This is a genomic window from Hominimerdicola alba 8, from assembly GCF_000178155.2.
In the GTDB taxonomy this organism is placed as follows: Bacteria; Bacillota; Clostridia; order Oscillospirales; family Ruminococcaceae; genus Hominimerdicola; species Hominimerdicola alba_C.
The window spans coordinates 1-20,353 of record NZ_ADKM02000122.1 but is presented as its reverse complement, the minus strand read 5'-3'; the positions used below and the strand labels follow the sequence as shown (position 1 = coordinate 20,353).

The window sequence follows — 20,353 nt, the reverse complement described above, 5'->3', positions numbered from 1 at the left end:
AATATCCCGACACTTCACAGGAAATGTCGGGAAAAAATTTTATCAGTCACCAAATGAAACGCCCAGCGCCTTTGCATATTTTACCATCTGGTCGTCCTCAGGCACGAACTTTGTCTTGCCTGCAACGTCTTCCAGCTTGTTTTCGGAAACAACTTCCTTTATCATGGCAACAGCATAGCCATACTTCTCCTTAGCCACCAGTTCTGCCGCATGTACGCCGAACTTGGTAGCCAGCACTCTGTCATAAGCTGACGGACTGCCGCCGCGAAGCATGTGACCCGGTATGCAGACCCTTGTTTCTCTGCCTGTCATCTGCTCTATCTGCTTGGCGATTCGGGAAGTTGCGGTGGTCAAGCCCTGTTCGGCACGAGCCTTAGCACGTTCCTTCTTCTTCATCTTAGCCTCAGCCTTATCGAATGCGCCTTCTGCCACAGCCATTATGGAGAAACCCTTTGAATCGCGCTTTTCGCAGGCTTCGGCAAGTTTATCTATATCATATGGTATCTCCGGTATGACTATCATGTCAGCACCGCCTGCGATGCCGGAATAGAGAGTCAGCCAGCCTGCCTTGTTGCCCATTATCTCAGCAACAAGTATCCTGCCGTGAGAATTAGCGGTGGAATGGAGTCTGTCAATGACATCGGTAGCGGTGTCAACAGCGGTATGGAAGCCGAAAGTCACGCTGGTGCCCCAGATATCATTGTCGATGGTCTTAGGCAGACCGATAACATTCAGCCCCTCAGTAGAGAGCAGATTTGCGGTCTTATGTGTGCCGTTGCCGCCCAGTGTCAGCAGGCAGTCCAGCTTCTGCTTTTTATAGGTCGCTTTCATTGCCTTTACCTTATCAACATTGTCGTCCTCGATGACCTGCATCATCTTGAAAGGAGTACGCTTTGTACCGAAGATAGTGCCGCCTGTGGTGAGGATACCTGAGAAATCAGACTGCTTCATCTCTTTGCAGAGTCCGTTTATCAGACCATAGTAACCATCGTGTATGCCGATTATCTCAACATCATCACCAAACTTTTCGTAACATGCTTTTGCCACACCTCTGATAGTAGCATTAAGCCCGGGACAGTCACCGCCGCTGGTGAGTATGCCTATTCTTCTTTTCATTTTTATCAATTCCTTTCCCAATTATTTATCAATATGACTATCCCTTTAGCACACCAGTTGAAAATGCTGTAAACAAAAGGATAATTGAGCTCCCCATATCTTTCCCCCGCCTGCGGCGGGGGAAAAATATACGCCAACCGCCTTAAGTTCTGTAAAACCGCCGTTTTGGTGGTGTGTCAGCGGGATAACCACGTTTATCAATACTTATCATCACTGTCATCTGTGAATCCTTCATCATCGTAATCAGCCCCCATCAGAGCCGACACGCTGTTATCAAGTCCGGCAGGTTCGTCATCGGGTACCGAATAGTCATACTTCATAACGCCGCTCGTGGGCTTTTCTTCATCGCTCAGCTTAAACCTTGCTATCATGTTCTTGAGTATGAGCGACTGGCTGGAAAGTTCCTCACTGGCTGATGCAGTGCCGACAGATGCAGAAGTGTTTGCCGAAACGACTGAAGATATCTGTACAAGACCTGTGTTTATCTGTGCGATAGCTTCTGTCTGTGCTTCCGATGCTTCCGAGATGTTCTTGACAAGCGACTGTATCTCAGCAGAACCCTCGACTATACTGCCCAGCGACTCAGCGGTCTTTTCAGCTATCTGCGAGCCCTTTGAAACAGCGGCAGAAGAATTTTCGATAAGCGATGCCGTCTGCTTTGCCGCCTCAGCCGAACGTGAAGCAAGTCTTCTTACTTCATCAGCGACAACGCCAAAGCCTTTAGAACCCTCACGCGCAGCTTCAACTGCGGCATTGAGTGCAAGTATGTTGGTCTGGAACGCTATCTCATCTATGACCTTGATTATCTTGGATATCTCGTCGGAAGATATCCTTATCTCGTTGATAGCATCGAGCATGTTTGTCATATCGTCGTTACAGGTACCGATCGCATCAGCATTTCTGCCGACTATCGTGTTGGCATTCTTCGCATCGTTTGCGTTCTGCTCTACCTGTTTTGAAACATCTTTAAGGGTAACAGAAAGCTCTTCGATGGCGGAAGCCTGTTGGGTCGAACCCTGTGATACCGACTGTGCCGAATTAGACACCTGCACCGCACCGGTATTTACCTGCTCGGCGGCGGTATTTATGGAAGCGAAAGTATCTGACAGCGAATTGAGTATCTCGTTGAAGGTATTCTTTATCTGCTGGAAATCGCCCTTGAAAGTGCCTTCCATTCGGTGGCAGAGGTTGCCGTCAGATATCTGGTTGAGTGCAAGGGTTATCAGATTGATATACTGTCTTAAGCAGACGATAGTTTCTTCCAGCGAACTTGTGAGCACGCCAAGTTCATCCTTTGAATACCAGACATCAACAGGTGCAGAAAGATTGCCCTGTGCCAGCTGACGGATACGTGTGGTTGCCGAAACGATGGGCTTGGATATCCTCATGGAGAATATCATGGAACTGATGACAGTCAGCACCAGCAGTATGACTGCGATAATAATTATGCTTCTGAGCGTAGTCGCGGTAGCATCGCTGAAATCATCGGGAGTAAGCGCATATACCATGATGGAATTGAAATAGTTCGTATTTGACGAACCGTAGACATAATCGTGTCCGCCATAGGTGTACTCACCTGAAGTATCTTTTTTATCGATGATATTATTTGCTGCCGCAGCAAATGATCTGAACGCTTTGTCACTTTCGGCAGAGGTAAGAACATTCACATTTTTAAGACCGCTGTCGTTATTTGACTGCATAAGTATCTTGCCGCTGCTGTCGATGATGAATGCAAAGCCGTTGCCGCCCGTTGCAGTATTCGTGAAAACATCATCGAACACCGATGACTCGATCATCGCTACAGTCACCACACTGTTGCCCGATTTAGGCACAGCCTGCAGCACATAGAAAACTTGCTGTTCCTTGCCGTCAGCATCGGTGAGAGTAAAGAAGTTACTGATAACAGGCTGAAGGTCTTTGACTGCCATTGCAACATCTTCTTTGGTGACAGCTGCGGCTTTTTCCTTGTCATCGCTGCACATGATCGAACCATCAGCCCACAGCACAGAAACCGAGATCTTTTCACGCACTTCTTCGGGGAACTCACTTCTCAGCACGCCAAGCATGCCCTGTTCTGTGGAAGCGGTAGAGAATGACGAGGATTTAGCGCCCTGCGTCAGGTCTATCACATACTCCTGAACAGAGTTGTTGAAATTCTTTGAACCCTGAACAGACAGCGGTTTTGCCGAACTGACAAGCGTGTTCTTCGTGGTTCGGTCGATCGCTTTGATAGCGACAAAATCCAGCACAGATATTATGACCAGTGCAGCAACGAACATTATCAGCATCAATTTTGTACGTATGGTTTTCATAGTCCGAAAGCCTCCCGTTAAAAAATTTATCAAAACGCTTAAAATCCCTTTACGTCTAATTAAAAGTATATCATATTTGCACAATTTTTTCAAGAGCGAAATGCAATTTTTTTGAATTTTTTTTGGAGCATCTGCATATAAACTATAAAACGATACAATAAACATGATCCGGAGGTAAGAAAATGTTCAAGACCATAAAGCTGAACAAGGTGATGGCGGCGGTGCTGCTGACTATCGCTGCAGCAGTAGGAGCGGGGATAAAAAGCACTTTTGCGGCACCTCAGCAGGAAGAAAAGCACCAAAAGACCGATGGTATACCTGTACCAATAATAATGTATCACAGTATAACGCTTGACGGTGACAAGTGCGGTGAATACGTGGTCAGTCTTGACCAGATAGAGGCTGATATAGAGTGGCTCAAGCAAAATAGCTTTACGCCTGTTTTCGTCAACGACCTGATAAGATTTGTAAACTACAATGGAGAACTTCCTGACAAGCCGATTATCTTGACATTTGATGACGGTTGTTACAACAATTATGAATACCTTATCGGTCTGCTGAAAAAAGAGGATTTCAAAGCGACTATCTCTGTTGTGGGTTCATATACGCTTGATGCCTCCGAGAGTGGTGACATGCCGTCTGCGGCATATTCATATCTTAGGTGGTGTGACATAAACGAGATGCGTGAAAGCGGATATTATGAGTTCTGCAATCACAGCTACGATATGCACAGCCTTGATGACCGCAGAGGCATTCTTAGGAAAGATGGCGAGAACGATGCAGAATATCAGCATGCACTGCTGACAGATATCGAAGGTCTGCAAAAGCTGTTCGACCAGAACTGTGCTTTCAAGCCAAACTGCTTTACATATCCCTACGGGTTCATCAGCCCCGAAGCAGAAAACATTGTCAAAGGACTTGGTTTTGAAGCCTCGATGGGAGTCGAGGAGATGCCGAATTACATCGTCAAAGGTGACAGCGAATGTCTTTTCGGACTGCACAGATATAACCGCTCAGGTTTTTACAAAACTGACAGCTTTATGAAAAAACTGCTCAAAGAATATGAAAACGGTTGACCTGCGGAAAAAAGTGATGTATAATTAGAAAAAACAAAGGAGAGTTAAAAATGAAGCTGAAAGCTATCACCGCACTGTTGCTGACAGCCGCACTGTTTCCGCTTACTGCCTGCGCAGATACATATGACAGCATCACAGTTGACGGCACGACCAATGCAGGTGACACTTTTACTGTCGGCATAAATGTATATTCTGATGAAAACATCGGTTATATGCAGACTTCTGTAGAATATGATGACAGCGTTATCGAATATGTTGGCGGCGACGCTGTGGGCGGCGGCGGTTTTCTTACGCTGAACGCCTTTCCTGTTGTTTCACCTGATACCGTTGAATGTCAGCTTACTTTCGTGGCGGTCGGTGAGGGTGACTGCACAGTTTCACTCTCTAACGGATATGTTTTCTCGACTGACGGCATAGTTCTGTCACAGCCGTCAGCGGTGGCGTATGTTCATGTAGATGACTATGGCGGGGAGTCTGAAGAAACAGGATCACCGGATGGATCGCTTGCTGTACCATCGCCCGAATACACAGAAGAGAACGACTCATCTGCCGAAACCGAAGCAGTGACTCCATCAACAGAAGAAGAACCTGAACATCAGGCATCTTCAGGCACTCTTTCAGACCTTAGCTGTACCGCAGGTCTGCTGACGCCTGCTTTTTCACCCGATGTATTTGAGTACACTGTCTATGCGGCGTATTCGGCTGAGAGCGCACAGCTGAGCGGCACAGCGTCAGACGATAACGATGTGATATCCTACACGGGCAGTGACGAACTGGCAGTCGGCAGCAATTTGAGGACTGTCACCGTTACTTCTGCCAATGGAAGTTCGACCGTGTACACTGTAAACGTGATCCGCGCCGCATCAGACGAAAGCGGCTCAGACGAAAAGAAAGTCAACAGCGCTCCTGCATCGACCATTAATGACATCTATAAAGACACACTCAATCCCGCACTGGGGATAATTCTGGTAACTCTGGTGGTGGCATTGTTCATAGTATTATACTGGTTAAGAGGTCTTTTTAAAAAGAAATAGCAAAAACGCAGCCCGCCTTAACGGACTGCGTTTTTTCATATAGGATAGCTTACAGCATCTCCCCAGCTAAGAAGTTCATCAAAGAAGCCATCTGCTTCCATCAGACCGTAAGCCCACATGAAAGCACGATCTTTTTCTGACATTTCATTCAGTGCCAGCCAGCCAACGTCCATTATGGGCTGCGCATTTGCCGGTTCTTCCGGGTCGTATCCGACTATCGGTGTCAGGTCATCAGGTACATTTACCTCAAAGACATGTTCTGTACTTCCGTCTGCTTTGTATATCTCTGTGAGTTTTCGTTTTATTTCCCCTTTCAGACCACATTCTTCGTAAAGTTCACGCAGCGCAGCCTGCTCAGGCGTTTCACCTGCTTCAATTCCGCCGCCGGGTATCGAATAAAAAATGCGACCGTCATAGCACAGTTTTTCAACCAATATTTTCCTGTTTCTTATCACAAAAGCCAGACTTCTGCTGCGCATGTCAACACCTCTTTAACGTGATATCACATAAACTCCATCTTGCCGGACTCTCTTGCCTTCTCCATGACTTCGTTGAAATCATTGCAAAGCACCGAGTATTTCAAATGTTCACCTATCCTTATGGCACCGCAGCGAAGAGCCACCGCGACCTCGCCGCCTGAATACGGCACCTTATTGCCGTTCTGTGAGATGACTTTCTCCGCGATCGCTGTAACTTCATCGGGGTCACGGCTCTCGGTTATCATGGCAAACTCATCTCCGCCAAGCCTCAGACATATCATATTATCTTCGGCAGCCTCATTTATCCTGCGGAAGGATTCAAGTATTACCTTGTCGCCCGCTTCTCTGCCGAGCTGATCGTTTATCGGCATAAGGCTGATAACATCAAAACAGAGGACGAATGTACCTGTCTGTGTTCTAAGATAATCATAGAATTCGCTGATATCGTATTTTTTAACTCTCATATAATCATTCCTTTCAACATATTCGGGATTAAGGGCGGGATAAAGACCACAGTCCCCTTTCCAATGTTTTCTGAACTTTGATGGCGACACGCCCCATACCTTAGTAAAGGCGCGCGTGAAGACTTCGTGGGAGTTATAACCGTATTTCATGGCAGCTTCGAGCACCGAGATGTCATTCTCCATAAGGTCGCGGCCTGCAAGTGTCAGGCGGCGTTTCTGGATATATTCCTTTATGCTGTAGTGTGTGCAGTATTTCCATGTCTTTTGCAGCGAGGACAGTGACACGTAACAATCAGCAGCTATATCTTCCTGCGTTATCTCCTCACAGAGGTGACTTTCGATATAGCCCAGTGCAGTTACGAACGTTGCAAAACCGTGATCAAATCTCTGTTCTTCATTAGCTGTCATATGTTTTCACTCCCTTTATGATATCAGTAACGTTACTATGGCTATATTATAGCATGATTTTTCATATCTGTCTTGACTTTTTGAGTAAATCAGGAATATGGTCCTCCCTTTGATACGCCACTAAAAAATGAAGGTATAACAAAGAAAACCGCCTGCTATTGTCAATGCTCGCTGAAAAGTTGAATCACTATAATAAAGTGTTTCGGCGGGATAACCATGATCATAAAAATAATCCTGCCAGTGTCTTCCCTATCAGTTCGCCCGAATACTGCGCCTGCTCCAAGGTGTTGCCGTGACTGCCGACTTCAATCAACAGCGAACCTGTAGATAAGTCCTGATTGTAGAACCGCGTGTCAAAAAGTATCGGTCTGGTAAGACAAGGGTATTCGTTTTCGAGTCTTGACTGCAAAACGCTCGCGAAACGGAAATTCTCTCTGAAATCGGGCAGATCACCGCTGCCGTCATCAGCGCAGGAGATCAGCATTATCTGCGCAGCCTCCCTGCCGTCTATCTCGGCAACGGGCGAAATGCGTGTACCGTCCTCACGTTCGATGCCGTCACGGTGGATATCAAGGCATACCTTTATTGACGGATATTCTGCGAGTATCTTCTGCACAGCATCACGGCTGGAATAGTAGGCATCATCATAACTGGGATAATCGTGTACCAGCGTATCATGTATGTAGGGTATGCCTGCCGCATCAAGCTGTTCGCATATCTTGTCGCCCACTGAGATTATATTCTTGTCACGTTCGGTGGTCTTGCCGCCGAAATCTTTATCATACCACTCTCTGTCGGTGAGTTCAAAACTCTCGGTGGCGTGGGTGTGATAGATAAGTATGACAGGTTCGCCGTCATTATATACCGTATCAAACGGCAGACCTGCTTTGCTCAGTTCCAGCAGTTCGGCACTGTCATAGTCAGTACAGTTTCTCACCTGTCCGCCGCCAGGCAGGTCGAAGAACGATGTGTCATCATAGTGACCGTAGGTGTATTTCTGAATAACACCGTCATGGTCAGTGAGTTCAGTCGGGTAGGGTATCAGGTCGTTTACATCCTCAGCGGGAAGAGGGCTTGGCACTTCGGCAGAAGTCGGCTCCGGCTCGGTCTCGGTGGGAGCAGTGGCGATATCCCAGTAGTTGGACTCGTTTATCTCAGCACCCACAGGCAGGCTGCTGCCGCGATGCTGCTTGTCACCGGCTCTATCCAACATCACTAGTTTTGAAGAACCTCTGGCTATGACAAACAGCTTGTCCGAATTTTCAGCAAAAGCAAATATCCCCATCGGCAGAACGAACACCGCACAGATGACAGCCAGCGCCCGCAGACATATATTTTTTAGTTCCATAAAAACCACCTCAATACAGATATATTCGGGACATGCTTTTTTATGCGAACTATTTTACTAACCTCAGCATACTATAAAACAAAATATGACTATCCCTTTAGCACACCACTGCAAAATACCTTTATCAATGAGGAAATACTGAGTTGATGTTATCTTTCCCCCGCCGCAGGCGGGGGAAAGATATACGCCAACCGCCTTAAGTTCTGTAAAAACGCCGTTTTTGTGGTGTGTCAACGGGATAACCACGAAACAAAATACACGGAGGCTTATCTGACATGAACTATCTTATCCTCGTAAACAAATTCGAGCCGCTGCCTGCGGGCTTTACCGATGAAATAAAACTTAAAGATGTGTGCGGCAGGCTATTTGAAAGTCAGACTGCTGAATGCCTTGAAATGATGCTGTATGCGGCATCATCTGACGGGATCGACATCGGTGTACTTTCGGGCTACCGTTCAGAGGAGTACCAGCAAATGTTGTGGGAAAGGGAGATAAGCCGCGAGATGGGCAAGGGGCTTTCCTACAATGAAGCGACCTCACTTGTCAGCAGGACGCTGGCACTTCCCGGATGCAGTGAACACAGCACAGGTCTTGCTGCCGACCTGTGTACGCCGTCAGCCGATGACACAGAGGTATTCTTCTACAAAACGGAACAGGGAAAATGGCTGTGCCGCCACGCACAGGAGTACGGTTTTATACTCAGATATCCGAGAATGAAAGAGCACCTGACAGGCATAGACTACGAGCCCTGGCACTATCGATATGTCGGGCAGGAAGCCGCGCGGCTGATAACTGAGAGCGGGATATGTCTTGAAGAGTTCCTGCATTTTTATTCCGACAAATACACCACATGCTGAAAACTATGTGAAATACTTGACTTTACTCGACCAATGTAGTATAATAATCAAAAGACAAGATGAAAGGACGTGCAGGTAATGTCAAAAAAGTATTCTGAAAAAAAGTCATTCTGGGCTTTGATGGGTTCATTGCTGTTGGTAGTGGCTTCCACTGCATTTCTGGTGTATAAATATTTCGAGGAGAAAGAGCACTACGAAAAGTGGAAGGACTATGACGAGTGCGGTATCTGATATCAATGTCGGTTCGGTTTTGCCGAGCCGATTTTTTTTATCAGTTTAGATCCACATTCTGGAAATTAATATAAAACAAAAAGGCAGTCTGACGACTGCCTCCTGCTTGTGTAAAAATTTTGGAGAGGATGAAACGAGCTAAGAGTAATTTCTTAGTGTTCATTCTTTTCTTTCTTTGTTCTACATTCAATAGTATAATACACTGTGAAGATTTTTACAAGAACAAAGATATTACATATTATTTCATTTAAATTACAAATAATTTCAATTTGTAACCATTATTATTTCCAAGATCAGCCTTCTACACCGTACTGTGCGCGGTAAGCCTTCATCTGCTCAAGATAATCCTTGCCGTCAACGATGCCGTCTTCGATAGCCTTTATGATATCGTTCATGTTGACTATCGAGTAAACTTTCACGCCATAGTCCTTATACGCCTGCTGAACAGCGGAAAGTTCGGTATTAAGAGCCTTTTCCATTCTGTCAACGGTGATGACCATACCTGTTACATCTACATCAGCGGCGCTCTTCAGTTTGGGCATAGACTCGCCCAGTGCTTTGCCCGAAGTCATAACATCGTCGATGATAACTACCTTTTCACCATCAGTCAGCTTCTTGCCGACGAACATGCCGCCCTCGCCGTGATCTTTAGCTTCTTTTCTGTCAAAGCAGTAAGAAACATCATAGCCGAACTTATTGCTGAGAGCAACGACCGCCGAAACAGCCAGTGGTATGCCCTTGTAAGCAGGTCCGAAAAGAGTTTCAACGGGGATATCGTTATCCTTTATGCACTCGGCATAATACTCACCCAGTCTGGCAAGCTGAGCGCCTGTCTTATAATTGCCGCAGTTGATGAAGTAGGGGGCTTTTCTTCCGCTTTTGAGTGTGAACTCGCCAAAGGTCAGCACGCCGCTGTCTACCATAAATCTGATAAATTCTTCCTTGTAAGTCATAATGCACTTTCCTTTCGGTAATTGATATACTATATTATATCACACTTTTCTGCGGATTTCAAGACTGTGCAAAAAACTATTACGGCGACCTGTTATTTATAGCAATCCAACTATTTAAATTCACAAAATCCGGTCGCTAAAGCTCGGATTTATGGGTTTTGTGACCGGATTTTGTCTGAATTTTAAGGCGGATTGCTATAAGTACAGATATTGGCTTCTATAAATATATTCTCCCCCGTCTGCGGCGAGGGAGAATATATAAAAATGTGATAGCGCAAAACTATTTCAGCAGAGCGACCAAACGTTCTGCGGCTGTTTTTGTATCTTCGGGACTGCCAAAAGTTGAGAAGCGGAAATAGCCTTCGCCGCATTTGCCGAAGCCTTCACCCGGAGTTCCTATTATCTGTGCTTCATTGAGGAGTTTGTCGAAGAAATCCCAGCTTCCCATTCCGTTAGGGCACTCCATCCAGATGTAAGGGGCATTTCTGCCGCCTGTATACCAGATGCCCAGCTTATCGAGTGCCTGCATAAGTGTGCAGGCGTTCTGCTTATATACAGCGATATTCTCATGTATCTGCCGCTGACCTTCGGGAGTGAATACTTCACAGGCGGCGCGCTGGATAATGTATGAAACACCGTTGGTCTTGGTCGTCCTGTTGCGCACCCACATGTCATTGAAAGTCATGCCGTTCCTTTTAAGTTCTTTTGGTATGACAGTGTAACCTAGCCTTGTACCTGTAAAGCCTGCTGTCTTTGAGAGGGAGCATATTTCAATGGCGCAGGTGCGGGCACCTTCTATCTCGAAGATAGAGTGGGGCAGGTCAGCATCTTCTATGAAGGCTTCATAAGCCGCATCGAACAGTATGACCGAGCCGTGTGCATTGGCGAAGTCCACCCATTTTTTCAGCTGTTCTCTGCTGAAAACGGCACCTGTGGGGTTATTGGGAGAACAAAGGTAGATAAGTTCGGCATCGGTATCACCATCGGGTAAAGGCAGAAAACCGTTACTACGCGATGACGGAAGATGGACTATCTCCCTGCCGCCCATTACATTTGCATCGACATAAGCAGGATAGGCAGGTTCGATTATAAGAGAACGGTTGGAGCGGTCAAAAAGGTCGAGGATATCGCCCAGTTCATCGGAAGCGCCGCTTGATATGAAAACTTCATCATCAGCAACTTCCACTCCGCGTGTGCGGTAATAATCAGCAACAGCAGTGCGCAGGAAAGGTGCGCCGCATTCGGGCATATAACCGTTAAATGAATCAGCCTTTGACTGGTCATCAGCCGCCGCATGAAGCCCCTTGATGACAGCATCACACAGCGGTAAAGAAACATCCCCGATGCCCATGCGGTAAAGGTGAGTATCGGGGTGTTCTGCGAGATACGCCTTTGTTTTTTGGGCGATATTATAGAAAAGATAGGAACTTTTCAGATGCGAGTAATTCATGTTAGGGGTAAGCATTTTCATTCTCCTTTCGGGGGCGTAAGTTTCATTTCGTACTTGTCTTTAACGGCATTTTTGGGAACAGCTGTTGGATAGACGCCGTTAAAGCAGGCTTTACAGCAGTCATCACTGCCTATGAGTTCTCCCAGCCTTTCGGCAGGAAGATAGCCAAGACTGTCAGCACCCATTTGTGCCGCTATCTCTTCGGGGGTGCGATGGCAGGCTATCAGGTCTTTTTCGGAGTCGATATCTGTTCCGTAGTAGCAAGGGTGAAGAAACGGCGGTGCCGATACTCTGAAATGTATCTCCTTTGCACCTGCTTCACGCAGAAGCGAAACGATACGACCGCCTGTAGTACCGCGCACTATCGAGTCATCGACAAGTACTACCCTTTTACCGCGTACAGTTTCGCTGACTGCCGACAGTTTGATGCGCACCTTGTCTGTTCTGGAAGACTGGGTGGGCGAGATGAAAGTCCGCCCGATATACTTGTTTTTGATAAGACCTATCCCGTAGGGTATGCCCGATGCCTGTGAAAATCCCAATGCCGCATCAAGACCCGAATCGGGTACACCGATGACGATATCCGCTTCTGCTGGACAGCTTTCGGCAAGTATCCGACCTGCACGCAGTCTTGCCTTGTGTACGGAGATACCGTCAATTACAGAATCGGGTCTGGCAAAATATATATATTCAAAAATGCAGACCTGTTTCGGTTTAGTATTGCAGTGTGTTTTTACAGAACGAACGCCGTTCGATGAAAAAATGACCATTTCGCCCGCTTCGATATCGCGCACAAATTCAGCACCGATGGCTGTCAGCCCACAGCTTTCAGATGAAACAGCGTATGAACCATCGGGAAGTTTACCGAAGCAGAGAGGTCTGAAACCGTGAGGATCCCTTACTGCAATCAGCTTTGTAGGTGACATGACCACAAGCGAATACGCACCCTCGATGATATCCATTGATGCAAGCACTGCTTCTTCGATAGAAGGTTTTACAAGACGCTGTTTAGTGATTATATAGGCTATCGTTTCGGTATCTGATGTAGTGTGGAAGATAGCACCCGAAAGTTCCAGTTCACGGCGGAGTTCATAGGCATTTGACAGATTTCCGTTGTGTGCGACTGCCATTCTGCCTTTCATGTGGTTGACAACTATCGGCTGACAATTTCTGCGTTCATTACCGCCTGTTGTCGAATAGCGCACATGTCCCACAGCCATATTGCCGCATGGAAGCTGTGCAAGTGACGAGTGGTCAAAGACCTCGCCCACAAGACCGATATCTTTATGGGCTGATATAACACCGTCCTCACAGACAGCTATGCCGCAGCCCTCCTGACCGCGATGCTGAAGTGCGTAAAGTCCGTAGTAAACAGTTTCGGCAAGCGGCGAATTGTTCGGTGACCAAATGCCGAACACACCGCATTCTTCATGCAGACCGCTCATATCTCAGACCTCTTGGCTGCTGCTGAAACAAAGCCTACGAACAGCGGGTGGGGACGGTTGGGGCGGCTTTTGAATTCGGGGTGGTACTGGACGCCCACGTAGAAATCACGGTCGGTCAGTTCAACAGTTTCCACCAGTCTGCCATCGGGCGAAATACCTGAAAGGGTCAGTCCAGCAGAAGTCATGCGCTGGCGGTAATCGTTATTGAACTCGTAGCGGTGGCGATGGCGCTCGCTGATAAGTTCACTGCCGTAGCAGCGGTGCATGGTGGTATTTTCAGCTATCTTACAGGGGTATGCGCCCAGTCTGAGTGTACCGCCCTTATCTATAGAGTCGCTCTGACCGGGCATAAAGTCAATGACCTTGTTTTTGCAAAGTTCGTTGAATTCGCCCGAATCGGCATCTTCAATGCCGCAGACGTTTCTTGCGTATTCGATGACAGCTATCTGCATGCCCAGACATATACCGAAGAAGGGCAGACCGTTCTCGCGTGCATACCTTACTGCGGTTATCATACCTTCTATGCCGCGTCCGCCGAAGCCGCCTGGCACGATAACGCCGCTGACATCTGCCAGCTTTTCTGAGATATTTTCATCAGTCAGCTTCTCTGAATCCACCCACTTTATCTCGACATGTGTGCCGAGAGAGTAGCCTGCATGACGCAGTGCTTCCGCCACTGAAAGGTAAGCATCATGAAGTTCGGTGTACTTGCCCACAAGAGCGATATTTGTAGTGCTGTCGGGTGATTTGATGCGTTCGACCATCTCGCGCCATTCGTCAAGATGCGGGCGTGGTGCGGTGATACCGAGCCGCTGACAAACGACTTCGGAGAAACCTGAACTTTCAAGCATCAGCGGTGCTTCGTAAAGGTCGGGAAGAGTCAGGTTCTCGATGACGCATTCTTCTTTTACATTGCAGAAAAGTGCTATCTTGCGGAAGATGGACTCTTCAAGAGGTCTGTCACAGCGAAGGACTATGATATCGGGGTTTATGCCCATGCCCTGCAATTCCTTGACCGAATGCTGTGTGGGCTTTGACTTGTGTTCATCAGAACCGCTGAGAAAGGGCACAAGTGTGACGTGTATGAACAGAGCGTTCTCTCTGCCGACTTCAAGGGATATCTGGCGGACTGCTTCGATAAACGGCTGTGACTCAATGTCACCAATAGTGCCGCCTATCTCGGTGATGATAACATCAGCATCGGTCTTTTTGCCGACAGAATAGACAAACTCTTTTATCTCATTGGTTATATGCGGTATGACCTGCACTGTTGAACCGAGATACTCGCCGCGTCTTTCTTTGTTCAGCACGTTCCAGTATACCTTGCCTGTGGTCAGGTTGGAATAGCGGTTCAGGTCTTCATCGATGAAGCGTTCGTAGTGACCCAGATCAAGATCGGTTTCAGCGCCGTCTTCGGTGACATAAACTTCGCCGTGCTGATAAGGGCTCATAGTACCGGGATCAACGTTTATATATGGGTCGAGTTTCTGGGCGGCAACGATAAGCCCGCGTGATTTCAGCAGTCTGCCCAGCGATGCGGCAGTTATGCCCTTGCCGAGTCCCGACACGACACCGCCTGTTACGAATATGTATTTTCTCATGTACACAACTCCTCGTTTTATTTGTATGCGCCTGAAAAAGGCACAAAAAAAGAGGCAGGTACGCCCGAAGAACTTTCTCCGAGACGCCCTTGCCTCTGTTATTATGTATGTATTATACACCTGAATACCGTATTTGTCAATAACATCAGGCACAAAAATATGAAGTTAGACAAGTCAAATCTTGCAGAAATTTCACAAACTTGCAAATTTCGCTTGACAAAAATGAATTTTTGAGATATAATGCTTGCATATTCAATCAAACAACGGTGAGCAATGGCGTTCATTCTTTCTGCACTTATGGTGCAGATGGTATGGGCGCTTTATCTTTTTTTCTCGAAAATCTTTTTTTGTCGGAAATATCGGGTCATTACGACCGCATACCTGCGATGGACGAAGAGGTTCGTGCAGTATGCTGACAAAAATGGATTTTTAAGATATAATGCTTGCATATTCAATCAAACAGCGATGAGCAATGGCGTTCATTCTTTACTGCGATCAGGGCAGTGGGTATGGATGTCTTATCTTTTTTTAGGAGTGATATGAATGAAACTTGAAGGCGAAGTACGCATACCGTCCGGCTGTGCCATAGCGGCGGTCATTTCACGGGAGGGCAAGGGTATCACGGGCGATGTCATATACAATGCCATGAAGCCGATGCACGACCGCTCGAACGGTCTGGGCGGCGGCTTTGCGGCTTACGGCATCTACCCTGAATACAAGGATCTGTTCGCGTTCCACTTTTTCTTTGACCACCGTTCTACCCGCAAGGACTGCGAGGCTTTTCTGAAAGAACGCTTTGAGGTAGTAAAGGGCGAGCTTATCCCCACACGCAAGATACCGCAGATAACCGACGAACCGATAATATGGCGTTACTTCGTCAGACCGCTGGGTTCGATGCTGTTATCCGAACAGGTGGACGAGAACGAGTTCGTCGCAAGGACGGTGACCAAGATAAACACCGAAATGAAAGGCGCATATGTTTTCTCCAGCGGCAAGAACATGGGTTGTTTCAAGGCAGTGGGATTTCCCGAAGATGTGGGAGTATTCTACAAGCTGGAGGAATACGAGGGCTATTCGTGGACAGCACACGGACGTTACCCGACAAACACGCCCGGCTGGTGGGGCGGCGCTCACCCATTCTCACTGCTGGACAGTTCGGTGGTACACAACGGAGAGATATCGAGTTATGATGCAAACAGCAGATTCATTGAGATGTTCGGATACAAATGTACTTTGCAGACCGATACCGAAGTCATCACATATATCCTCGATTATCTGATAAGACGGCAGGGACTTACGCTGGAAGAGGCGGCATCGGTCATCGCCGCACCTTTCTGGTCTACGATAAACGGCAAGCCCGAAAAAGAAAAAGAGAAGCTGACTTATCTGAGAACGGTGTTCTCAAGTCTGCTGATAACGGGTCCGTTCTCGATAGTTTACGGCTGGAACGGCGGATTGATGGCGCTCAACGACCGTCTGAAACTTCGCTCGATGATAACTGCTGAAAAGGACGACCGCGTGTTCATTGCCAGCGAGGAAGCGGCAGTCAGGGTGATGGAACCCGATGCTGAGAATTTTTATGCGCCCGCAGGCGGCGAACCTGTCATAGTTAAGGTCAAGGAGGGTAAATTCTGATGGTCGAACATTTCATATATCCCGAATTTGAGGTGGAGAGAAACAAGGACAGGTGTATCGCCTGCCGCGTCTGCGAAAGGCAGTGTTCCAACGAGGTACACCGCTTTGACCCCGAACTCGGTGTGATGGTGGCTGATGAAACAAAATGCGTAAACTGTCAGCGCTGTGTTTCGCTGTGTCCCACAAGGGCTTTGAAGATAGTCAAGAGCGACTGCCGCCTGCGTGAGAATGCGAACTGGTCTGACGAAACGATAAAAGAGATATACAAGCAGGCAAACAGCGGCGGTGTACTGCTGTCATCAATGGGCAACCCGAAACCTCTGCCTGTTTACTGGGACAAGATACTGATAAACGCTTCGCAGGTGACAAACCCGCCCATCGACCCGCTGAGAGAACCGATGGAAACAAAAGTATTTCTCGGCAAGAAGCCCGGCCGCATAAAGCGCGATGAAAACGGCGATATCGTAACAGATGTCACACCACAGCTGGAACTTTCGATGCCTGTGATGTTCTCTGCGATGAGTTACGGATCTATCAGCTATAACGCACACGCTTCGCTGGCAAGGGCGGCGACTGAGCTGGGCATATGCTACAACACAGGTGAAGGCGGTCTGCATGAAGATTTCTACATCTACGGACCTAATACGGTGGTACAGGTGGCATCGGGGCGTTTCGGCGTACACAAGAACTATCTGGAAGCGGCGGCGGCTGTGGAGATAAAGATGGGACAGGGCGCAAAACCCGGCATCGGCGGACATCTTCCCGGTGCTAAGATAGTGGGCGATGTATCACGCACGCGAATGATACCCGAAGGTTCGGATGCTATCTCACCTGCACCTCACCACGATATCTACTCTATCGAAGACCTGCGTCAGCTGGTATACTCGCTGAAAGAAGCCACCGAATACAAGAAGCCGATAATCGTAAAAGTTGCGGCGGTACACAATATTGCGGCTATCGCCAGCGGCATAGCAAGAAGCGGCGCAGATATTATCGCCATAGACGGTTTTCGCGGCGGAACGGGTGCGGCACCCACACGTATACGCGACAATGTGGGCATTCCTATCGAACTGGCACTGGCATCGGTCGATCAGCGGCTGAGAGATGAGGGCATACGCAACAACGTATCGCTTGTTGTGGGCGGAAGCGTTCGCTCGGCGGCTGATGTGGTAAAGGCTGTGGCGCTGGGCGCTGATGCAGTTTATGTGGCAACAGCCGCACTGCTGGCGATGGGCTGTCATCTCTGCCGTACCTGTCAGAGCGGCAAGTGCAACTGGGGCATAGCGACACAGCGTCCCGACCTTGTAAAGCGCCTGAACCCCGACATCGGTTCAAGGCGGCTGGTAAACCTGATGGACGCATGGCGGCATGAGATAAAGGAACTGATGGGCGGCATGGGCATAAACTCCATCGAGAGCCTGCGCGGAAACAGGCTGATGCTGCGCGGCGTTGGTCTGACAGTTAAAGAACTGGAGATACTGGGCATCTCCCACGCGGGCGAGTAAGGAGGCTTTGATATGAAAAGAGTATATGTCAATGAAGATTGGTGTCTGGGCTGTCACCTGTGCGAATACAACTGTGCTTATGCAAATTCGGGGCTTGACGACATGGTAAAGGCGCTGAAAGGGAAACCTGTTTTTGCGAATGTACATATCGAAGAAGCAGACGGCATAACTTATGCGGTATCATGCCGACACTGCAAAGACCCGCTCTGTGTAAGAAGCTGTATAGCAGGTGCTATTTCCATTGAGGACGGTGCGGTGAAGATAGACCGCGAAAAATGTGTCGGGTGTCTGACCTGCGTGCTGGTCTGTCCGTATGGTGCGGTAGCGGCTGGCGCGAACGGTGCGGCTCAGAAATGCGAGCTTTGCCTTGCAAACAGCTGCGGTTCGCCCGCATGCGTAAAAGGCTGCCCCAACAATGCCATAGTTTATGAGGAGAGGTGAGTAAAATGGGCGAATATCTTATAATCGGCAACGGCACTGCGGCTGTGGGGTGTATCGAGGGCATACGCAGTACAGACCGCGAAAGCGGCATAACCGTCATATCGGCTGAGGAACACCACGTTTATTCCCGCCCGCTCATATCATATTATCTTGAGGGTAAGACCGACCTTGAAAGAATGCTCTACCGCCCGAAGGATTTTTACGGGAAAAACGGTGTAAAGCTGATTTACGGCAGGGCAGAGAAACTCGACCCGAAAAAGCGAACTGTGACACTTGCCGACAAGCAGAAGAAAACTTTTGACAAGCTGTGCATCTGCACAGGTTCATCGCCTTTCGTGCCGAAATTTGAGGGGCTGGAAACTGTGAAAAAGCACTTCACTTTTATGACTCTCGATGATAGCCTTGCGCTTGAAAAGGCGCTGACAAAGGACAGCCGCGTGCTGATAGTGGGCGCGGGTCTTATCGGGCTGAAATGTGCTGAGGGCATCATGGGGCGCGTAGGGTCGGTGACGGTATGCGACCTTGCTGACAGGGTGCTTTCCTCGATACTGGACAGCGAATGCGCGGCTGTGATGCAGGAGCATCTCGAAAAGCAGGGCATGAAGTTCATGCTGGGCGACACCGCTGTGAAATTCAAGGGAAACAAGGCATTTATGAAGAGCGGTGCAGAGGTAGGATTTGACATACTGGTGCTGGCTGTGGGCGTAAGGGCTGAAACTGGTCTTGCGGCGCAGGCGGGCTGTGAGGTCAACAGGGGCATAATCATAAACGACACCATGCAGACAACGGTGAACGACATTTATGCGGCAGGCGACTGTTCGGAGGGCTATGACAGTTCAACAGGCACAAACCGCGTGCTGGCGATACTGCCTAACGCCTACATGCAGGGACGATGTGCGGGCATAAACATGGCAGGCGGCGAAAGTTCGCTGAATGACCTGATACCCATGAACTCCATCGGATTTTTCGGACTGCACTGTGCAACGGCAGGCGCTTACCCCGCAGATGCGGACATATTTGAGGAAAAGAGCGGGAACGGCATCAGGCGGCTTTACGTGAAAGATGACTGCTTGGCAGGCTTCATCATCATTGGTGATGTGAACAGGGCGGGCGTTTACACTTCGCTGGTGCGCGAAAAGACCCGTCTTGACGAAAGGGCGCTGGAAATGCTGAAAGCAAGCCCGTCACTGGCGATATTCTCACCCGAGATACGCCGCAGAAAGCTGGGAGGTGCGGTATAATGAATATAAATGCAACAGGTCTTGATTACAAAGAACTCAACGAAATGCTTCGCAGTGTGCGCGGCACATGCAATATAAACGACTGTCTTGGTCAGCGTTTCATCGCGGCAGGCATCTCTGACAAGACAGTGACCATCAGCGGCATACCCGGAAATGCGCTGGGCGCTTATCTCAACGGTGCAAAGCTGGAGGTAATGGGCAACGCGCAGGATGCTGTGGGCGACACGATGAACGACGGCACCATCGTTATACACGGAAATGTCGGTGATGCAGTCGGTTATGCGATGCGCGGCGGCAGGATATACGTTCAGGGAAACGCAGGCTATCGTGCGGGCATACACATGAAGGCGTACAAGGAAAAACAGCCCGCTCTGGTAATAGGCGGCAAGGCAGGAAGTTTTCTGGGAGAATATCAGGCAGGCGGCATAATAATCGTGCTGGGGCTTGCTGACAATGACAAGCCCATCGTGGGAAATTTCCCGACAACGGGCATGCACGGCGGAAAGATGTTCCTGCGTTCGGAATGCAAAGGCATACACTTCCCGCATCAGGTACACACCCACCTTGCGGACGAAAGCGAGATGGAAGAGATAGCCCACTATCTGCGGCGGTTCTGCTTCTATTTCGGACATGACCTGAAAGAACTGCTGGATCACCCGTTCACAGTAGTCATGCCTGACAGCCGCAACCCTTACAGACAGATGTATGTGGCAAACTGAATACAGCGAAACAGCACCCTCGTTAATACGAGAGTGCT

At 48.4% G+C, this 20,353-nt stretch carries 19 protein-coding genes; 9 read left to right on the top strand and 10 right to left on the bottom strand.

What is annotated here, in order from left to right:
• Nucleotides 1-42: 42 nt before the first annotated feature.
• Nucleotides 43-1,116 carry a 6-phosphofructokinase gene (locus CUS_RS14210; protein WP_002852133.1) on the bottom strand — a complete coding sequence of 358 codons (1,074 nt, stop codon included), beginning with the start codon at nucleotides 1,114-1,116 and terminating at the stop codon, nucleotides 43-45.
• A 197-nt stretch (nucleotides 1,117-1,313) separates the two neighbouring features.
• The gene (locus tag CUS_RS14205) at nucleotides 1,314-3,428 is read right to left on the bottom strand and encodes a methyl-accepting chemotaxis protein (RefSeq protein WP_002852159.1); all 2,115 of its coding nucleotides are present in this window, start codon (nucleotides 3,426-3,428) and stop codon (nucleotides 1,314-1,316) included.
• Between the two features lie 182 nt (nucleotides 3,429-3,610).
• Between CUS_RS14205 and CUS_RS14200 the strand changes: the two genes are divergently transcribed.
• Both CUS_RS14200 and CUS_RS14195 read left to right on the top strand, forming a co-directional pair.
• A complete protein-coding gene (locus tag CUS_RS14200) occupies nucleotides 3,611-4,504 on the top strand; it encodes a polysaccharide deacetylase family protein (protein ID WP_002852047.1) in 894 nt (297 codons plus the stop codon).
• A gap of 50 nt (nucleotides 4,505-4,554) precedes the next feature.
• Entirely contained in the window at nucleotides 4,555-5,538 is a 984-nt protein-coding gene (locus CUS_RS14195; protein WP_002852193.1) for a cadherin-like beta sandwich domain-containing protein, read from the top strand.
• Between the two features lie 35 nt (nucleotides 5,539-5,573).
• Here the strand turns inward: CUS_RS14195 and CUS_RS18805 are convergent, their stop codons facing one another.
• From CUS_RS18805 to CUS_RS20510, 4 genes are all read right to left on the bottom strand, one after another.
• Nucleotides 5,574-6,017: an NUDIX hydrolase gene (locus CUS_RS18805; RefSeq protein WP_002852043.1), complete on the bottom strand. Its 444-nt coding sequence runs from the start codon at nucleotides 6,015-6,017 to the stop codon at nucleotides 5,574-5,576.
• 23 nt (nucleotides 6,018-6,040) lie between these two features.
• Nucleotides 6,041-6,889 (bottom strand): helix-turn-helix domain-containing protein, encoded by an 849-nt coding sequence (locus CUS_RS14185; RefSeq protein WP_002852079.1) that lies wholly within the window; start codon nucleotides 6,887-6,889, stop codon nucleotides 6,041-6,043.
• 220 nt (nucleotides 6,890-7,109) lie between these two features.
• Nucleotides 7,110-8,237 carry a stage II sporulation protein P gene (gene spoIIP / locus CUS_RS14180; protein WP_002852011.1) on the bottom strand — a complete coding sequence of 376 codons (1,128 nt, stop codon included), beginning with the start codon at nucleotides 8,235-8,237 and terminating at the stop codon, nucleotides 7,110-7,112.
• A gap of 63 nt (nucleotides 8,238-8,300) precedes the next feature.
• Entirely contained in the window at nucleotides 8,301-8,483 is a 183-nt protein-coding gene (locus CUS_RS20510; RefSeq protein WP_227945473.1) for a hypothetical protein, read from the bottom strand.
• Nucleotides 8,484-8,512: 29 nt separating this feature from the next.
• Between CUS_RS20510 and CUS_RS14175 the strand changes: the two genes are divergently transcribed.
• Together CUS_RS14175 and CUS_RS20105 are read left to right on the top strand one after the other, a co-directional pair.
• Nucleotides 8,513-9,094: a M15 family metallopeptidase gene (locus tag CUS_RS14175; protein WP_002852172.1), complete on the top strand. Its 582-nt coding sequence runs from the start codon at nucleotides 8,513-8,515 to the stop codon at nucleotides 9,092-9,094.
• A gap of 78 nt (nucleotides 9,095-9,172) precedes the next feature.
• The gene (locus CUS_RS20105) at nucleotides 9,173-9,325 is read left to right on the top strand and encodes a hypothetical protein (protein ID WP_002852105.1); all 153 of its coding nucleotides are present in this window, start codon (nucleotides 9,173-9,175) and stop codon (nucleotides 9,323-9,325) included.
• Between the two features lie 293 nt (nucleotides 9,326-9,618).
• Here the strand turns inward: CUS_RS20105 and pyrE are convergent, their stop codons facing one another.
• The 4 genes from pyrE to CUS_RS14155 all read right to left on the bottom strand — a co-directional run bounded on the left by pyrE (nucleotide 9,619) and on the right by CUS_RS14155 (nucleotide 14,774).
• Complete coding sequence (gene pyrE, locus CUS_RS14170) at nucleotides 9,619-10,278, bottom strand: orotate phosphoribosyltransferase (protein ID WP_002852333.1); 660 nt, start codon at nucleotides 10,276-10,278, stop codon at nucleotides 9,619-9,621.
• 280 nt (nucleotides 10,279-10,558) lie between these two features.
• Nucleotides 10,559-11,743 (bottom strand): LL-diaminopimelate aminotransferase, encoded by a 1,185-nt coding sequence (locus CUS_RS14165; RefSeq protein WP_002852109.1) that lies wholly within the window; start codon nucleotides 11,741-11,743, stop codon nucleotides 10,559-10,561.
• A 2-nt stretch (nucleotides 11,744-11,745) separates the two neighbouring features.
• On the bottom strand, nucleotides 11,746-13,173 hold the full coding sequence (gene purF / locus CUS_RS14160) for an amidophosphoribosyltransferase (protein ID WP_002852370.1): 1,428 nt from the start codon (nucleotides 13,171-13,173) through the stop codon (nucleotides 11,746-11,748).
• A complete protein-coding gene (locus CUS_RS14155) occupies nucleotides 13,170-14,774 on the bottom strand; it encodes a CTP synthase (RefSeq protein WP_002852166.1) in 1,605 nt (534 codons plus the stop codon). Before CUS_RS14155 ends, purF begins: the two co-directional genes overlap by 4 nt.
• A 543-nt stretch (nucleotides 14,775-15,317) precedes the next feature.
• Between CUS_RS14155 and CUS_RS14145 the strand changes: the two genes are divergently transcribed.
• Genes CUS_RS14145 through CUS_RS14125 form a run of 5 tightly spaced genes read left to right on the top strand, consistent with a single transcriptional unit; the run spans nucleotide 15,318 to nucleotide 20,315 of the window.
• Nucleotides 15,318-16,409, top strand: coding sequence for a class II glutamine amidotransferase (locus CUS_RS14145; protein WP_002852278.1), 1,092 nt, complete (start codon nucleotides 15,318-15,320; stop codon nucleotides 16,407-16,409).
• Nucleotides 16,409-17,914, top strand: coding sequence for a glutamate synthase-related protein (locus tag CUS_RS14140; protein WP_002851999.1), 1,506 nt, complete (start codon nucleotides 16,409-16,411; stop codon nucleotides 17,912-17,914). The genes CUS_RS14145 and CUS_RS14140 overlap by 1 nt, the downstream gene beginning before the upstream one ends.
• A gap of 12 nt (nucleotides 17,915-17,926) precedes the next feature.
• Entirely contained in the window at nucleotides 17,927-18,355 is a 429-nt protein-coding gene (locus tag CUS_RS14135) for a 4Fe-4S dicluster domain-containing protein (protein ID WP_002852153.1), read from the top strand.
• A gap of 5 nt (nucleotides 18,356-18,360) precedes the next feature.
• Nucleotides 18,361-19,596 carry an NAD(P)/FAD-dependent oxidoreductase gene (locus CUS_RS14130; RefSeq protein WP_002852351.1) on the top strand — a complete coding sequence of 412 codons (1,236 nt, stop codon included), beginning with the start codon at nucleotides 18,361-18,363 and terminating at the stop codon, nucleotides 19,594-19,596.
• The gene (locus tag CUS_RS14125) at nucleotides 19,596-20,315 is read left to right on the top strand and encodes a glutamate synthase (RefSeq protein ID WP_002852116.1); all 720 of its coding nucleotides are present in this window, start codon (nucleotides 19,596-19,598) and stop codon (nucleotides 20,313-20,315) included. The genes CUS_RS14130 and CUS_RS14125 overlap by 1 nt, the downstream gene beginning before the upstream one ends.
• Nucleotides 20,316-20,353 lie beyond the last annotated feature (38 nt).

Bases quoted from the DNA above. Each gene is read 5' to 3' on its own strand.
- CUS_RS14205 (WP_002852159.1), bottom strand. From the start codon at position 3,428: ATGAAAACCATACGTACAAAATTGATGCTGATAATGTTCGTTGCTGCA.
- CUS_RS14140 (WP_002851999.1), top strand. From the start codon at position 16,409: ATGGTCGAACATTTCATATATCCCGAATTTGAGGTGGAGAGAAACAAG.
- CUS_RS20105 (WP_002852105.1), top strand. From the start codon at position 9,173: ATGTCAAAAAAGTATTCTGAAAAAAAGTCATTCTGGGCTTTGATGGGT.
- CUS_RS18805 (WP_002852043.1), bottom strand. From the start codon at position 6,017: ATGCGCAGCAGAAGTCTGGCTTTTGTGATAAGAAACAGGAAAATATTG.
- CUS_RS14185 (WP_002852079.1), bottom strand. From the start codon at position 6,889: ATGACAGCTAATGAAGAACAGAGATTTGATCACGGTTTTGCAACGTTC.
- CUS_RS14135 (WP_002852153.1), top strand. From the start codon at position 17,927: ATGAAAAGAGTATATGTCAATGAAGATTGGTGTCTGGGCTGTCACCTG.
- CUS_RS14195 (WP_002852193.1), top strand. From the start codon at position 4,555: ATGAAGCTGAAAGCTATCACCGCACTGTTGCTGACAGCCGCACTGTTT.
- CUS_RS14200 (WP_002852047.1), top strand. From the start codon at position 3,611: ATGTTCAAGACCATAAAGCTGAACAAGGTGATGGCGGCGGTGCTGCTG.
- CUS_RS14145 (WP_002852278.1), top strand. From the start codon at position 15,318: ATGAAACTTGAAGGCGAAGTACGCATACCGTCCGGCTGTGCCATAGCG.
- CUS_RS14175 (WP_002852172.1), top strand. From the start codon at position 8,513: ATGAACTATCTTATCCTCGTAAACAAATTCGAGCCGCTGCCTGCGGGC.
- CUS_RS14130 (WP_002852351.1), top strand. From the start codon at position 18,361: ATGGGCGAATATCTTATAATCGGCAACGGCACTGCGGCTGTGGGGTGT.
- spoIIP (WP_002852011.1), bottom strand. From the start codon at position 8,237: ATGGAACTAAAAAATATATGTCTGCGGGCGCTGGCTGTCATCTGTGCG.
- purF (WP_002852370.1), bottom strand. From the start codon at position 13,173: ATGAGCGGTCTGCATGAAGAATGCGGTGTGTTCGGCATTTGGTCACCG.
- CUS_RS14125 (WP_002852116.1), top strand. From the start codon at position 19,596: ATGAATATAAATGCAACAGGTCTTGATTACAAAGAACTCAACGAAATG.
- CUS_RS14210 (WP_002852133.1), bottom strand. From the start codon at position 1,116: ATGAAAAGAAGAATAGGCATACTCACCAGCGGCGGTGACTGTCCCGGG.
- CUS_RS14155 (WP_002852166.1), bottom strand. From the start codon at position 14,774: ATGAGAAAATACATATTCGTAACAGGCGGTGTCGTGTCGGGACTCGGC.
- pyrE (WP_002852333.1), bottom strand. From the start codon at position 10,278: ATGACTTACAAGGAAGAATTTATCAGATTTATGGTAGACAGCGGCGTG.
- CUS_RS14165 (WP_002852109.1), bottom strand. From the start codon at position 11,743: ATGCTTACCCCTAACATGAATTACTCGCATCTGAAAAGTTCCTATCTT.